Origin of the sequence: Streptomyces sp. NPDC059452 (assembly GCF_042750035.1) — a bacterium.
Lineage (GTDB): Bacteria > Actinomycetota > Actinomycetes > Streptomycetales > Streptomycetaceae > Streptomyces.
Map to the genome: position 1 here is coordinate 1 of NZ_JBHYVE010000050.1, position 14,117 is coordinate 14,117.

Sequence of the window (14,117 nt, forward strand, 5' to 3'; positions counted from 1 at the left end):
GCTGCGCGTACGCCGCAGGAAGAGACGCTGTGTGCCCTGTTCGCCGAGGTCCTCGGCCTGGAGCGGGTCGGGATCGACGACAGCTTCTTCGACCTCGGCGGCCACTCCCTGCTCGCCACCCGCCTGGTCAGCCGCATCCGCAGCGAGCTGAAGGCGGAGGTCGCGATCGGCACGGTCTTCGAGGCCCCGACCGTCGCCGGACTCGCCGAGCGACTGGCAGCGGCGCCGCGGACCGATGCCAGAAAGCGGCCGGCACTGCGTCGCATGACGCGACCGACCAGCAAGCCCTGATGAATTCCCGGAAGCAGTACCGCTCTTCCCGGGTGAGAGGCGAAGCCACGCACGTCGGCGAAGCCACCGAAAGGAAATGAGGAACAGTCATGACAAACCCCTTCGAGAACCCCGACGGCACCTACCTCGTGGTCGTCAACGACGAGGGCCAGCACTCGCTGTGGCCCGAGTTCATCGAGGTGCCCAGCGGCTGGACCATCGCCAAGACCGCGGACACGCGCGACGCGTGCCTCGCGTACGTCGAGGAGAACTGGACGGACATGCGCCCGGCCAGCCTGGCCAAGGCCATGGCCGCCGCGGAGTCCTGAGGCGGCACAGCCGATAGCCGCACCCCGGTGGCGCTCTCAGCAGGAGAGCGCCACCGGCCACCACACTCTCTGGTAAGGGCACGGAAAGAATGGGCACACCGACAGTGGCCGGCAATTTACTCCCTGATTCCGGGATCGCTTCCGCCATCCCGCGATGGCGGACCGAGCCACGGCATGCCGACATGCCGACGACCGAGTACGAGTGCCGGGTCCCCGTCGAGACGGCCCAGGGGCTCACCGACCTCGCCGAGCGCCTGCGGGTGCCGACCGAGTCCGTCCTCCTGGCGGCACACGCCAAGGTCGTCGCGGCGCTCTCCGGCGAGCGCGACGTACTGACCGGATACGCCGCGCCCGGTGGTGGCGGCACGCCCGTGCCGTGCGGAGTGCCGGTGGCGGACGGCGACTGGCGGCAGCTGATCCTCACGGTCGACGAGGCGGCAGCGGCGGCCGCCTCGGAGGGGATGGCCGCCGCCTCGGAGGGAACGGAGCGCTCCGCGGCCGCCGCCCCTGAGTTCGCGGTGGTCCTCGACCTCTCCGCGTTCCCCGGGCCCGCCGCCCTCGCCGAGCGGGCGGCCGGCACCGCCCTGTCGGCCCCCCTCGCCCTGAGCGTCGCCTTCGTCCCGGACCGGGACGGGCCGCTCCTGCGCCTGTTCGGCCGCGACGACGTGGTGGACCTGCCGTACGCCCAGCGGATCGCCGGATATCTGGTCACGGCCCTGGAGCTGATGGCCGCCGACGCCACGGCCGAGCACCACCGTCAGAGCCTCCTGTCCGCGGCGGAACTCGCCCACCAGATCGATGGATTGGCCGGGCCGCAGCGCGCCCTCCCGGACCGCCGGGCGCACGAGCTGTTCGCGGAGCGTGTACGCGAGCACCCCGACCGCGTCGCCGCCGTGCACGACGGGACGGAGTGGACGTACGACGCCCTCAACCGCCGGGCCAACCGCATCGCCCACGCGCTCCTCGCCCGCGGGCTGCGACCCGAGGACGTGGTGGCCGTGGCCACCGAACGGAACCTCCACTGGATGGCCGCGGTCATCGGAGTCTTCAAGGCGGGCGGGGTGTACCTCCCTGTGGAGCCGCACTTCCCCGCGGCCCGCATCGCCGCCATGCTCGGCCGCGGCGACTGCCGCTTCGTCCTCACCGAGCCCGGCAGCACCGAGACCCTCGACCGGGCCCTGGCCGACCTCGAAGCGTCGGCGCCGCTGTTCATCGCCGATGTCCTGGCGGAGGACCGGGAGGACGCGGAGACGGACCCGGGCGTCCCCGTCGACGCCGGGCAGCTCGCCTACATCTACTTCACCTCCGGCTCGACGGGCGAGCCGAAGGGCGCGATGTGCGAGCACGGCGGCATGCTCAACCACCTCCTCGCCAAGATCGAGGACTTGGAGGTGAGCGCCGGGCAGGTGGTCGCCCAGACCGCGCCGCAGTGCTTCGACATCTCGCTGTGGCAGATGGTCAGCGGCCTGCTGGTGGGCGCCCGCACACTCATCGTCGGGCAGCGGGAGATCCTGGACATCGAACGGTACGTCGACACCCTCGTCGACGGCGGCGTCGAGGTGCTCCAGGTCGTCCCCTCCTATCTGGAGGTGATGCTCACCTACGTGGAGGAGAAGCGGCGCGGCCTCGGCCGCCTCCGCGTGGTCTCCGCCACCGGCGAGGCGCTGAAGCGGGAGCTGGTCCAGCGCTGGTTCGCGGCGTTCCCGGACATCAAGCTGGTGAACGCCTACGGGCTGACCGAGACCTCGGACGACACCAACCACGCGGTGATGGACCGGCCGCCGGACCACGACCGGGTGCCGCTTGGGCCCGCAGTCCGCAACGTCCGGGTCTACATCGTCGACGATCAGCTCGCCCCGGTCCCGCTCGGGGCACCGGGGGAGATCGTGTTCTCCGGCATCTGCGTGGGCCGCGGCTACATCAACGACCCGGAGCGCACCGCCGCCGCCTTCGGTACCGATCCGCACCGCCCGGGGGAGCGGCTCTACCGCTCGGGTGACATCGGCCGCTGGCTCCCCGAGGGCGCCCTGGAGTTCCTCGGCAGGCGCGACGCGCAGACCAAGATCAGGGGCTTCCGCATCGAGATCGGCGAGATCGAGAACCACCTGCTGCGCGTGCCGGGCGTACGGGACTCCGCCGTCGTCGTCGTGGAGGGAGCCGACCGGGAAAAGCACCTGGTCGCCTTCTACGCCGCGGACATCCCGCTGGACACCCCAGGCGTGCGCAAGGTCCTGGAGGACGCGCTCCCCGCGTACATGGTGCCGCGGACCTACCACCACCGGGACGTCCTGCCGCTCACCGGCAACGGCAAGATCGACAAGAAGGCCCTGGCCCGGGCGGCGGCCGAGGCCGCCGCCCCCACCGCGACGCCCTCCACGACGGAGCCCGCCGCCGCGGACGGCAGCGCCCCGTGGACGGCGACGGAGCAGCGCCTCGCGGAGCAGTGGGCGCGGGTGCTCGCCATTCCGGTCGCGGAGATCACCCGCCACCACCACTTCTTCGAATCCGGCGGCACCTCGCTGTCGGCGGTCCGTCTCGGGATCGCGATCGGCGGGGAGGCGTCGCTCGAAGACATCGTCAAGAACCCGGTCCTGGCCGATCTCGCCAGGGTCATGGACGACACAGCGCAGCAAGGGAAGGAAGAGAGCGCATGACGCAGCCGACCGCATCGACGACCGCCGCCGGGAAGGGGGCCGCCGATGACCTCGGCCTGGAACTGGCCCCCGGAAAGCCCCCGATCCTGCGGGTCGGAGCTCCCGTCGCGCTCGGCGCCCTCCAGGACTGGATCGGCGAGCGCCGGCAGGCACTGGAGGCCGCCCTGCTGCGCCACGGCGCCGTCCTGATCCGTGGCCTGGAGGTGCGTGACGCGACCGCGCTCGGCCGGATCAGCGAGCGGTTCCTGGGCCGGCACCTGCCCCAGACGGAGGCGTTCGCCCCCCGCCGTCCGCTGGGCGGGCCGGTGTTCTCGTCCCTGGAGTGGCCACCGGACCAGCCGATGTGCATGCACCACGAGTCGAGCTACGCCCTGGAGCTCCCGCGCCTGCTGGTCATCGGCTGCTTCACGCCGCCGGCCACCGGCGGCGTCACCGGGCTCGCCGACGCCGAGGCGGTCCTCGCCGCCCTGCCCGAGCCGGTCGTCAAGCGCTTCACCGAGGAAGGCTGGTCGCTGGTCCGCTCGTACAACGACATCATCGGGGTCCCCTGGCCGGAGGCGCTCGGCGCCCCCGACCGGGCCGCGGCGGAGAAGTACTGCCGGGCCAACGGCATCGACTTCACCTGGGGGGCGGACGGCGGGCTGCGGACCAGCCAGCGCCGCTCTGCGGTGATCCGACACCCGCTGACCGGGAACCGGGTCTGGTTCAACCAGATCGGGTTCCTCAACGAGTGGACGATGGACCCGGCCGTCCGGGAGTACCTGGTCTCCCAGTTCGGCGCCGACGGACTGCCGTTCAACAGCTGGTACGGCGACGGGTCGGCCATCGAGGCGGAGGTCGTCGACGTCATCAACGAGGTGTACGAGGCGGCGACGCTGCGCGAGCCGTGGCAGGCGGGAGACGTCCTGCTGGTCGACAACATCCGCATGGCGCACAGCCGCGAGCCGTTCACCGGGCCGCGCGAGGTGGGCATGGTCCTCGGCGCCCCGGTGCGTCTGGCCGACTGCTCGCCCACCCACCTGCCCGACACGGCCCCCTGAGCCACCGGCCGCACCCTGCTCATCCCTGATCCGAGAACGGAGTCGCGCTTCGCCATGAACGCCCAGATCCCCCCTTTCGCCGTCATCCCCGGCTCGCAGGTGCACCAGGTGCTCACCGGGCGGGAACGTCAGGTCATCGACCTCATCGAGGACGCCTACCGGGTCCACGGTGAGGGCGACACGGTGAACCCGCCGTCGTACTTCCTCCGCTTCCCCGACCGGCCGGCCTCGCGCATCATCGCCCTGCCGGCCTCCATCGGCGGCCGCACCCAGGTCGACGGGCTGAAGTGGATATCCAGCTTCCCGCAGAACATCGATGCCGGGATCCCCCGCGCCTCGGCTGTCGTCGTCCTCAACGACCAGGCGACCGGGTATCCGATCGCCTGCATGGAGAGCTCCATCATCAGTGCCGCGCGCACCGCCGCGTCCGCGGCCCTGGCCGCCGACTGGCTGACCAGGGAGCGCGGGCGTCCACGGCGCGTCGGCTTCTTCGGCGTCGGCTTCATCGCCCGCTACATCCACACGTACCTGAACGCCGCGGGCTGGTCGTTCGACGAGGTGGGCGTGCACGACCTCAGCCCCGAGCACGCGCAGGGCTTCCGCTCCTACCTGGAGAGGTCCGGCGGCGGGCGGATCACCGTGCACGACACGGCCGAAGAGCTGATCGGCTCCAGTGACCTCGTGGTGTTCGCGACGGTCGCGGGCACCCCTCACGTCAGCGACGTCTCGTGGTTCTCGCACAACCCCGTCGTGCTGCACGTCTCGCTGCGCGACCTGGCGCCGGAGATCGTGCTGAACTCCGCCAACGTCGTCGACGACATCGAGCACTGCCTGAAGGCCGACACTTCGCCCCACCTGGCCGAACAGGCCGTACAGCACCGGGATTTCATCGACGGGACGCTCTTCGACGTGATGACCGGGCGGGTGCGCCTGCCCGAGGACCGGCCGGTGGTCTTCTCGCCGTTCGGCCTCGGCGTGCTCGACCTCGCCGTGAGCAAGCACGTCTACGACACGGTGCGCGAGCGCGGCGAGCTGACCGTCATCGACGACTTCTTCCACGAGGTCAGCCGCTACGGGAACGACAAGGCGAGTGACGCGCGTGGGTAGGGCGGGGTGGCCACGGTGCCGGTGATCAGCTCTCCTCAGGACTTCAACACCGAAGACCTGTACATAGATCTGCGGCCGGTCCTGGGAAGCGCGCTCCACCTCAAGTGCGAGGGCTTCAACTTCGCGGGATCCATCAAGCTGAAGGCGGCCGCGGCGATGGTGGAGCGGGCCGAGGAGTCCGGCCTGCTCACCGAGAAGTCCGTGCTGGTGGAGTCCTCCTCGGGCAACCTGGGTGTGGCACTGAGCATGATCGCCGCCAACAAGGGTTACCGGTTCCTCTGCGTGACGGACACCCGGTGCAACCTGAGCACGCGGCGGCTGATGGAGGCCATGGGCGCCGAGGTGTACTCCGTCAACCAGCCGGACGGCGAGGGCGGTTACCTCGCCGCGCGACTGCGCCACGTCCAGGACCTCTGTGCCTCCGACCCGCGCTACGTCTGGCTGAACCAGTACACCAACCCCCAGAACTGGATCGCCCACCACCGGACCACGGCCCCGGCGATCGCCGAGCAGTTCCCCGACCTCGACGTGCTGTTCATCGGCGCCGGCACCACGGGCACACTGATGGGCTGCGCGCGCTACTTCCGCGAGTCCGGGCGCCCGGTGACCGTCGTGGCGGTCGACACCGTGGGATCGGTGACCTTCGGCGGCCCGCCCCGGCCACGGATGATCCCGGGGCTCGGCACAGGCGTCCGCCCTCAGCTCCTCGACCTGTCCTACGTCGACGACGTGGTGATGGTGGCGGAGCCGGATACGGTACGCGTCTGCCGCGAGCTGGCATCCGTGGGCTTTCTGTTCGGCGGGTCCACCGGAACGGTCGTCGCCGGCGCGCAGCGGTGGCTCGCCACCCACCGGCCGGGAGCCGAGGTGACCGCCGTGGCGATCTCACCGGACCTCGGCGAGCGCTATCTGGACACGGTCTACCACGACTCCTGGGTCCACGACGTGTACGGCGTCGCCGCGTTCGCCGAGGAGGACTCCGCGGCGCACGGTCAGCCGATGGCCGAGTTCCCCGTGCCGTGAACCGCCCGATCCCGTACGTCCGGCGGTGGACGCCGCATGCCGCCGGACGTACGGACAGCGGATCAGGAGGCGGCGGTCCGGGCGGCCAGCAGCCGCCGGTCGACCTTCCCGTTGGCGTTGCGGGGCAGGGTGCTCAGGTGGTGGACGGTGTCGACGATCGAGTGCCGCGGCAGATGCTGCGCACAGTGGCGCTTGAGCTCGATGAGGGAGGGCTCATGGGCCGGAACGGGCACGACGTACGCGACGATATGGGCGTCGATGCCGCTGCCCGCGACCACGGTGGCGGCCTCGGCGACCCCTTCGTGGCTCTGCAGGACCGCCTCGATCTCGCTCAGCTCGATGCGGTTGCCGCGTACCTTCACCATGGCGTCCCGGCGGCCGACGAACTGGAGGTTCCCGTCGTCCAGCACCAGGGCGATATCGCCGGTCGCATAGGTCCGGTCGGCCACCGGGGAACGGCCCCAGTATCCGAGCATCACACTCGGCCCGGTGACGACGATCTCACCCTCCTCACCGGCTTTGGCGGGGCTGCCGTCCGGGTGGACGGCGGTGACGGTATTTCCGCACACACCGGTGCCGACCGGCACGGGCAGAATGCGGTCCCCGGAGATTTCGTCGACCGTGTAACCGGTGCTGATGATGGTCTCGGCCGGCCCGTAGAGATTCATGAAATGAATATGGGGGAGATGTTCACGAAGTTGCCGGAGCGGACCGATCGGGAAGACTTCGCCGGCGAACAGAAGAAAGCGAAGCGACGGCACGGAGGTTTCCAGAAGGCCGCCATGCCTCATCATCAGCATGAGTGCCGCGGGAACCGAATACCAGACAGTGATCCGATGGTCCAGCAGGAACTGCACGAGACCCTTCGCCGAATACGCGGTCTCCTGCGGCACAAGGTGAACTGAGGCACCGACCGAGAACGGCACATAAATGTCGTTGACGGACAGGTCGAAGTGGAAAGGGGCGTGATTTGAATACCGGTCGTCGGCCTGCGCCCTCTGCGCCTCGGCGGCCCAGGAGACAAAGGCCCACGCGCTGTTGTGGCTGTGGCACACGCCCTTGGGCTCACCCGTGGAGCCGGAGGTGTAGAGGATGAAGGCGAGATCGTCGTCGATGCTGGTGGGCGAGGGGGCGACCCGGTCCCGTACGGGAGGCAGGGAGTCGGGAAGGCGCTGCCAGTGAGTGCCGTCGGGCCAGCCGCACAGCATCGTCGCGGCGGTGCCGAACTCCGCCAGCAGCTCCTTGTTCTCCGGTGGCGCCACCAGGACCTTCGGGGCGAAGTCGGCGACGAGTTTCGCTATGCGGCGCGGCGGTGCCTGCGGGTCGAGCGGAACGTAGGCGGCGCCCAGACGCAGCGTGGCCTGCATCACGGCGACGGCGGCCACGGATTTGTCGAGCCAAATGCCGACGCGGTCACCGCTGGATACACCGAGTCCCGCGAGTTCCAGCGCGAGCTCATCGGCCCAGGCATCCAAATACCCATAGGTCGCCTCGCCGTCCGGGCCGACCACGGCCACGGCATCGGGAGTACGCCGGGCTGCGTCCCGAACGAGTTGGTGGAGCATCATGGTCGGTCTCCATTGACAGGTATTCCGGCGGAACATTAGCATGTGTCAGTATGAAGGATAGTGAGGCGTTTGAGGCTGTCAAGAGTTTCATAGAAGAGGCCATTCTGAAAGGGCAGGGAGAAGTGGAATCCGATACTCCGCTGCTGGAATGGGGGATTCTGGACTCGCTCTCCGTCGCGCGCCTCGGGAATTTCATCGAGAAGCGCTTCGGTGTGGTCCTGCCCGGCAGCAGCGCCATCGGGGAGAGGTTCCACAGCCTCGACACCGTGTGCGAGTTCGTCGCCGAGCTCCGTGCGGCGCAGGCGGGCGCGGAGCCGTCCGCGCCGCGCGTCGCATCGTGAGGAAACCCCGCCCAGGGATTGCGAAAGGTTGACAGATGGCTGCGCGACTGGCGCTGTCCTCGGCCCAGACCGGCGTCTGGATGGCGCAGCAACTGGACCCGGATGACAGGGCCTTCAACATCGGGGAGTACTGCGACATCGCAGGACCGGTGGACCCCGTCCTCTTCGAGCAGGCGCTGCGCGAGGTCGTGGCGGCGACCCCGGCCCTGCGGGCGCGGTTCGACATCGGGGAGGAGGGGCTGTGCCAGTACATCGACGACACCGTCGATGTGCCGTTGCATCACATCGACGTCAGCGGCGAGCCGGATCCCCGGGCCGCCGCGGAGCGCTGGATGCGACAGGACCTGGCGAAGGAGTACGACATCGCCAAGGGGCCGCTCGTCACCTGGGCGCTGTTCACGGTGGGCGCCGAGCGCACCCTGTGGTACCGAGCCGCCCACCACATCGTCGTCGACGGCTTCGGGCTCGCCCTGATCGCCTCCCATGTCGCCGACGTCTACACGGCGTTGGTGACCGGCCGCCCCCGCAAGCCCCGCCCGCCGGGCACCCTGGAACAGGTCGTCGCGGCGGACGTCGCCTACCGGGAGTCCGAGCGGTACGCGCACGACCGCCAATTCTGGCTGGACCGGCTGGCCGGCCAGACCGAGACGGCCGGCCTCACCGACTGGCGGCCGACCCGCGGCCGCGCCTCCATCCGCGAGAGCGGCCACCTCTCACCCACGGACGTCGGCCTCCTGCGCGCCGCGGCCCGCCGGCTCGACGTGACCTGGCCGGAGATCGTCATCGCCGCGCTCGCCGTGCTGCTGCACCGTGCCACGGGCATCCGCGAACTGGTCCTCGGCCTGCCGGTCACCGCGCGCACGGAACCGATGCTGCGCAGGGTGCCGGGGATGGTGACCAACGTGGTGCCGCTGCGGCTCTCCCTGAGCCCGGAGACGGACTTCGCCGCCGTGGTGACCCAGACCTCGCAGCGCCTGGAGGAGGCCCTGCGGCACCAGCACTACCCGCAGGAGGACCTGGTGCGGGAGCTGCCCGGACTCCCCAACGGGCGACGGCAGTTCGGGCCCGACATCAACATCATGTCCTTCAACTACCAAGGGGACTACGCGGGCCGCTCCTCCGCCGTGCACACGCTGTGCTCCGGCCCCGTGGAGGACCTGACGGTCAATGTGTACGACCGGATGGACGGCCAGGGCCTCCAGATCGCCCTAGACGGCAACGCCGAGCTCTACACCCCTGCCCAACTGGCTGACCACATCCACCACTTCGTGTCCCTGCTGCGCTCGGTCCCCAGCCTCCTGGACGGCTGTGAGGTCTCATCGACGTAGCGGTAGCCGGGCCACTGCGGCCGGCGGTCCCGCGGATGTGTTGAAACGGTCCGAGAGGAGAGGCCGCGTCGACGAGCAGGGCCTCGAGTCAGGCCGGGGCAGCCTGCTTCGCCAGCGCGGCGAGCGGGGAACGCCGGTCCTCGCCCACCGCGCGCAGCTGCTCCCGGTCGATCTCGGAGCGGGCGGGGACGACCGCGTCGACGGAGGCGGTGGTGCAGCCGGACCTCGACGGCTCCGGCGCGGCTGGTGCCGAAGCGGACCTCGATCGACTGCGGGGAGCGGAGCCACCCGAGCCGGACCATGTGGTCGAAGTCGGCACGGCGGCCTGCTCAGGTCCGAGCGGGGGGCGACCAGCTCCGCCAGGTCCTGCCGGCGGCAGACCACTGCGACCTGGCCGGGGTGATGCAGCGTCCCGTCCGGGGTGGCGCCCAGGTCTGCCAGGAGGCCGCGGTCGACGAACCGGCTCACCATGCGCACTTGACCCCCGGGCAAGCCGTCCGCCGGCGGCACGGGCAAGCCCAAGGCGACCCTGGGCAACCCCGCGTGTTCCGCTGGCGGCTGGGAGCATCGACGCGGTGAGAGGCGGGCGAGGCTGTCGTACGTCAAGGGGGAAGGCCGGGTCGGGATCCCGTCCTCGGCCCTGCGGCAGCGCGTGCGTCGCCGTTGGCCGGCTTGGCGCGGATCGTCAAGGGTACGGCGCGGATCGCCAACCTGGCGGTGCCAGCAGCGTGTCAAGGTCGTGAGTGCCAAGTACGTGTCTGGTGAGCCGGACTGGGGCGGCGGCCGGGGCACGGCATTCCCGTGATGATCTTCGGGATGTCGAGCCGTATCCGCCTTCGTGTCCCCGCTCATTCAGACGTGTCCCCTCGCAGCGTCAGGAAGAGAGAACATGCGACTCAGCACCTGGAAGCGCACGGTTGTCAGTGGCGTCGCCGTCGCGGGAATCGCCGTCGGCACCCTGGCCGGCGCGAGCGCCGCCGCCGCGGCCCCGGTGAACACCGCGCCGGCAGTGACTGCCGAGATCGCCCCGCAAGCGGTGGAGAACCTCGGGCTGAGCGTCAGGCAGGCCAAGGGACTCCAGCACAGACTCCAGGTGGTGGGTCACAACCCTGGCGCCATCGACGGTTACCTGGGCACGAACAGCTGGAAGGCCCTCCAGCGCTCACTGCGCACTCACGGGTACACGGGTGCCATCGACGGGATCGTCGGGCCCAACACCATCAGGGCGTTGCAGCGTGCGCTGAAGGAGGACTTTGGCTACACCGGTGCGATTGACGGCATCGCCGGGTCCGGCACCCGGGCCGCCTTTGCGCGCTGCGGCAACCATTGGGCCAACCAGTACGGCTACTGACCCGCCTCCGGTACCCAAGCCTGATCCCCACCTTCTGAGCTGAAGGCGCCTCGCTGTCAGAACCCGACTCTCCGGGCCCCGGGACGGCTGCGGTGCCGGTGGTGGCTGGGAGGGTGGACGCCATGGACAGCGACGACGAGCAGCTGCCGCGGGACCGGGTCTATGGCACCGATCACGACGAGGACCCGGGGCCGCGGCCGGGCCGATCCTACGTCGAGTTGGTGGGCGGGCCGCTGGACGCGCTGCTGGACGTCACCGGGCCGGGCGTCGCAAGAGATCGCCACTGGCGTCGCCCTGCCGACGGAGCTGGGCCGGTTCGGCGCGGGCGGGCGCTGTACGAGCCGCGCCCCGGCGACCCGACCCGCCTCGACTGGTCCGCCGACACCCCCTGAACCGCCCCGCCGGGAGCGGGTCAGGGGGCAGCTACCGGCTGCCGAGGCGGCCGACCTGCCAGTGTCCCCGGCCCGTGACGTCCACGAACATCGCGTGCGCGCTCAGCACGTCCAGCACCGCCGCCATCCGCCCGGTGTGCGTGGTGCCGGGAACGGCCTCTCCCAGATGCTGCACGATCGCCGTGCGGGTCAGGGGCTTCCGGGAGCCGACCACGGTCCGGGCGACCTGGTGCAGCAGCGTGTCACCGGGCATCCCCAGCTCCGCCTGCCGCCACCGGTCCTCACCCCGGGTGTGCCGGGCCTCGTGTGCGGTCATCCGTCTCGATACGTACTCCAGCAGCACGGGCAGCACCGGCTTCCGCTGCGAGGGGACCGAAGGGCGCTTGCGCCCCCACAGGTACAGCCCTCCGACCGCCGCCGCACACACCGCCGCCGTGGCCACGATCTGCTTCGGCTCCCTCGGCAGCAGCGCCCGGCGGACCGCCGAACCCGTGAGGCTGAGCATGGCGCCGGCCTGCTGCTCCAGGTCGATCATCCGTCCCTCCGTCACTCCCACGTCCCCCAGCGCCGAGCGCAGCTCGGTCCACCTGCTGTCCGCGAGTCCGCTGTCGACCAGGTCCTTGTCGGTCCCGATGAGGACCGCCGGGGCGATCACCCCGGCCAGCAGGAGCATCGGCATGTCCGAGGCGTCCCGCTCGGCGAGAATCTTCGCCTCGGGCGTCATGGGCAGTCCGGTGGTGTCCACGACGTACAGGACGGGCGCGTACAGGGACTGCCACAGCTCCAGCGCCCGCTCCAGGTCGAACCGGCCGCCCTCACGGTGCCGGTCGGCCAGTACCCGTGGCACCTCCTCCCACACGTGGACCGGGATCAGGCACCGCACCGTCCCTGCTCGCGCCCCGGCGACGAACGACGACGGGGCCGACCGCCGGGTGGCCGCGATGACGTCTGTGGTCAGCACGGAGGTGTCCAGCAGTGCGCGGCGCAGTGGCCCGCGCAGGTACAGGGTGCGCCGTACGGTCGGCGCCAGCTCACTCATCCGCGCATCGTAGTGCGGGCGTTGACCGGCCGGTGCGGGATTACGGCGCCGTGCGCGGGCTGCGCCGACCGCTGTGAGTGGGCGGTGGGGTGGCAGCGGGTGGGCGTCAGCGGGATCGCGGTGTGGATGGCCTGGTAAGGGGTGTGGGGCGGGTTGTGGTCGCTGTCATGGGGTGACCAAGCGGATGTTGTGGTGTGGCTAGCAGGTTGGTTGCTGGCTGTCATGGCTTTCGCTGTTCCTATGTGAGGGGTTGGCGGGGTCGGGTGGGCTGGCCCGTATGACGGTTCAGGGGGTTTCGGCGGGTGGGGCCGGGGCGGGATCGGCTGCTGTTGTGCCGGCCGGGGGTGCGCCGTTGGCGCGGGGTGTGGTGGTGCGGCGGCTTCTTGCGGTGGATGGGGAGGGGACGCTGTCGCGGTTGCACGTGCGGATCGCGGCGGAGTTGGCGGGTGTGTCGGAGCGGACGGTGTGGCGGTGGCTGGCCGATGGGCGCCGGGGCCATGTCGAGGCGCGGCCGCGGCAGGACGGGTTTTCGCTGAGCGACGCCTTGTGGGAGGTCCTCGCGGAGGCGGGTGGGAACGTTGCGGAGTTGCGGCGCAGGATGCTCCGGGCCCAGGAAGAGGGGGCGTTGGAGGGGTGGGGTGCGCAGTGTGTGCCCTCGCTGCCGACGTTGCACCGCGTGATCAAGCGGGATCTGGGGGCGGGCCGGGTTCTTGAAGTAGCTCGTCCGGCTGGGGCCCGGGCTGGGCTGGAGCCGAGCCGGTATGACCGGGCACTGGCGGATTTGGGGCTCGTGGACGGGGCGGGTGGTCCGCTTGTTGTCGACGGGCCGCCCGCCGACGTGCCGGTGGCGCAGGGCGCCGCGGATGCGGGGGTGCGGGGCGGCGGTGTGCGGTTGTACGTGCCGGGGGCCCGGCTGGTGTCGACGCGGCAGGTGGCCGGTGTGGCGGAGGCTGTGGGACATACGGTCGCGGCCCGCGGAATGTGCTGTGTGTACGGGGATACGGGCCTGGGGAAGACGGTCGCCGTCGAGCAGGCTTTGCATCTTCTGCCCGGCCGGGTGCCGGTGTGGCGGGCGGTGGCCGGTGTGGCGCCCGGTCTGCCGCAGTTGCGGGCCTCGCTGTGTGAAGCGCTCGGGCTGCCGCCGGGGGCGCTGCCGCACCGGGCCGGGCCGGCCAGCCAGGCTCTGATGCGGGCCCTGGCCGAGCCGGGTGTGCTGTTCATCGATGACGTCCAGCGGCTGACGCCGCCATTGCTGGATTATCTGCGGCAGTTGTGGGACGCGCCGGGCTGTGCGGCGGCGCTGGTGCTGTGCGGGGCTGGAAGCGAGCGGGCCCTTGCCCGTGCTTCGGCGCTGCGCTCGCGAGTGCTGACCTGGCATCAGGTCGGCCGGCTTGAGCCGTCTCAAGTGCCGCAGACGCTGACTCTGTTCCATCCCGTGTGGGCGGAGGCGGACCCGGACGACCTTGTGCGGGCGGATGAGCAGACGGCGCGCGGCAATTTCCGCACGTGGGCGAAGATCACGTCGCATGTCTACGCGGCCCGCGAGCGCGGCCCCGTAAGGCGTGTGGATCGGGAGTTGATCGAGCAGGCCTGCGCGCGTCTTGGCCCCTACCCGTGACGGTCCGGGCTACTCGAAGGGCTCGTGTACGGGGCCTTCACCTGTTCCAACGGGGTG

General features: G+C 70.8%; 13 protein-coding genes and 1 pseudogene. 11 read left to right on the forward strand and 3 right to left on the reverse strand.

Features of this window, described 5'->3' with window-relative positions; translation table 11 throughout:
* The 6 genes from ACFW9Z_RS35115 to sbnA all read left to right on the forward strand — a co-directional run.
* Window positions 1-291, forward strand: a 291-nt coding sequence (locus ACFW9Z_RS35115; protein WP_384647568.1) for a phosphopantetheine-binding protein, incomplete at its 5' end; no start/stop codon positions are given.
* Window positions 292-380: 89 nt separating this feature from the next.
* Window positions 381-599, forward strand: coding sequence for an MbtH family protein (locus ACFW9Z_RS35120; protein ID WP_384647570.1), 219 nt, complete (start codon window positions 381-383; stop codon window positions 597-599).
* Between the two features lie 182 nt (window positions 600-781).
* Window positions 782-3,253, forward strand: a complete 2,472-nt coding sequence (locus tag ACFW9Z_RS35125; RefSeq protein ID WP_384647572.1) for an amino acid adenylation domain-containing protein — start codon at window positions 782-784, stop codon at window positions 3,251-3,253.
* On the forward strand, window positions 3,250-4,293 hold the full coding sequence (locus ACFW9Z_RS35130) for a TauD/TfdA family dioxygenase (RefSeq protein WP_384647575.1): 1,044 nt from the start codon (window positions 3,250-3,252) through the stop codon (window positions 4,291-4,293). The genes ACFW9Z_RS35125 and ACFW9Z_RS35130 overlap by 4 nt, the downstream gene beginning before the upstream one ends.
* Window positions 4,294-4,347: 54 nt before the next feature.
* Window positions 4,348-5,400, forward strand: coding sequence for a 2,3-diaminopropionate biosynthesis protein SbnB (gene sbnB / locus ACFW9Z_RS35135; protein ID WP_384647577.1), 1,053 nt, complete (start codon window positions 4,348-4,350; stop codon window positions 5,398-5,400).
* 15 nt (window positions 5,401-5,415) lie between these two features.
* On the forward strand, window positions 5,416-6,423 hold the full coding sequence (gene sbnA, locus ACFW9Z_RS35140; RefSeq protein ID WP_384647626.1) for a 2,3-diaminopropionate biosynthesis protein SbnA: 1,008 nt from the start codon (window positions 5,416-5,418) through the stop codon (window positions 6,421-6,423).
* 62 nt (window positions 6,424-6,485) lie between these two features.
* Here sbnA and ACFW9Z_RS35145 read toward each other — a convergent pair whose 3' ends face one another.
* Window positions 6,486-7,988, reverse strand: a complete 1,503-nt coding sequence (locus ACFW9Z_RS35145) for an amino acid adenylation domain-containing protein (RefSeq protein WP_384647630.1) — start codon at window positions 7,986-7,988, stop codon at window positions 6,486-6,488.
* 53 nt (window positions 7,989-8,041) lie between these two features.
* Here ACFW9Z_RS35145 and ACFW9Z_RS35150 point away from each other — a divergent pair, with 53 nt between their 5' ends.
* Window positions 8,042-8,332: an acyl carrier protein gene (locus ACFW9Z_RS35150; protein ID WP_384647580.1), complete on the forward strand. Its 291-nt coding sequence runs from the start codon at window positions 8,042-8,044 to the stop codon at window positions 8,330-8,332.
* Between the two features lie 35 nt (window positions 8,333-8,367).
* Window positions 8,368-9,660, forward strand: coding sequence for a condensation domain-containing protein (locus ACFW9Z_RS35155; protein ID WP_384647583.1), 1,293 nt, complete (start codon window positions 8,368-8,370; stop codon window positions 9,658-9,660).
* Window positions 9,661-9,748: 88 nt separating this feature from the next.
* Here ACFW9Z_RS35155 and ACFW9Z_RS35160 read toward each other — a convergent pair whose 3' ends face one another.
* Complete coding sequence (locus ACFW9Z_RS35160) at window positions 9,749-9,979, reverse strand: hypothetical protein (protein ID WP_384647585.1); 231 nt, start codon at window positions 9,977-9,979, stop codon at window positions 9,749-9,751.
* A 570-nt stretch (window positions 9,980-10,549) separates the two neighbouring features.
* Here ACFW9Z_RS35160 and ACFW9Z_RS35165 point away from each other — a divergent pair.
* A complete protein-coding gene (locus tag ACFW9Z_RS35165; RefSeq protein WP_384647587.1) occupies window positions 10,550-11,011 on the forward strand; it encodes a peptidoglycan-binding protein in 462 nt (153 codons plus the stop codon).
* Between the two features lie 122 nt (window positions 11,012-11,133).
* A pseudogene (locus tag ACFW9Z_RS35170) lies at window positions 11,134-11,403 on the forward strand (hypothetical protein).
* Window positions 11,404-11,434: 31 nt separating this feature from the next.
* Here the strand turns inward: ACFW9Z_RS35170 and ACFW9Z_RS35175 are convergent.
* Window positions 11,435-12,442: a PIN domain-containing protein gene (locus ACFW9Z_RS35175; protein WP_384647589.1), complete on the reverse strand. Its 1,008-nt coding sequence runs from the start codon at window positions 12,440-12,442 to the stop codon at window positions 11,435-11,437.
* Window positions 12,443-12,719: 277 nt separating this feature from the next.
* On the opposite strand from ACFW9Z_RS35175, the gene ACFW9Z_RS35180 reads away from it, so the two are divergent.
* Complete coding sequence (locus ACFW9Z_RS35180) at window positions 12,720-14,060, forward strand: AAA family ATPase (RefSeq protein ID WP_384647591.1); 1,341 nt, start codon at window positions 12,720-12,722, stop codon at window positions 14,058-14,060.
* Window positions 14,061-14,117 lie beyond the last annotated feature (57 nt).

Excerpts from the sequence above, each read along its gene's own strand:
- ACFW9Z_RS35165 (WP_384647587.1), top strand. The coding sequence starts at position 10,550 with ATGCGACTCAGCACCTGGAAGCGCACGGTTGTCAGTGGCGTCGCCGTC.
- ACFW9Z_RS35180 (WP_384647591.1), top strand. The coding sequence starts at position 12,720 with ATGACGGTTCAGGGGGTTTCGGCGGGTGGGGCCGGGGCGGGATCGGCT.
- ACFW9Z_RS35150 (WP_384647580.1), top strand. The coding sequence starts at position 8,042 with ATGAAGGATAGTGAGGCGTTTGAGGCTGTCAAGAGTTTCATAGAAGAG.
- ACFW9Z_RS35130 (WP_384647575.1), top strand. The coding sequence starts at position 3,250 with ATGACGCAGCCGACCGCATCGACGACCGCCGCCGGGAAGGGGGCCGCC.
- ACFW9Z_RS35120 (WP_384647570.1), top strand. The coding sequence starts at position 381 with ATGACAAACCCCTTCGAGAACCCCGACGGCACCTACCTCGTGGTCGTC.
- ACFW9Z_RS35155 (WP_384647583.1), top strand. The coding sequence starts at position 8,368 with ATGGCTGCGCGACTGGCGCTGTCCTCGGCCCAGACCGGCGTCTGGATG.
- ACFW9Z_RS35175 (WP_384647589.1), bottom strand. The coding sequence starts at position 12,442 with ATGAGTGAGCTGGCGCCGACCGTACGGCGCACCCTGTACCTGCGCGGG.
- sbnB (WP_384647577.1), top strand. The coding sequence starts at position 4,348 with ATGAACGCCCAGATCCCCCCTTTCGCCGTCATCCCCGGCTCGCAGGTG.
- ACFW9Z_RS35125 (WP_384647572.1), top strand. The coding sequence starts at position 782 with ATGCCGACGACCGAGTACGAGTGCCGGGTCCCCGTCGAGACGGCCCAG.
- ACFW9Z_RS35145 (WP_384647630.1), bottom strand. The coding sequence starts at position 7,988 with ATGCTCCACCAACTCGTTCGGGACGCAGCCCGGCGTACTCCCGATGCC.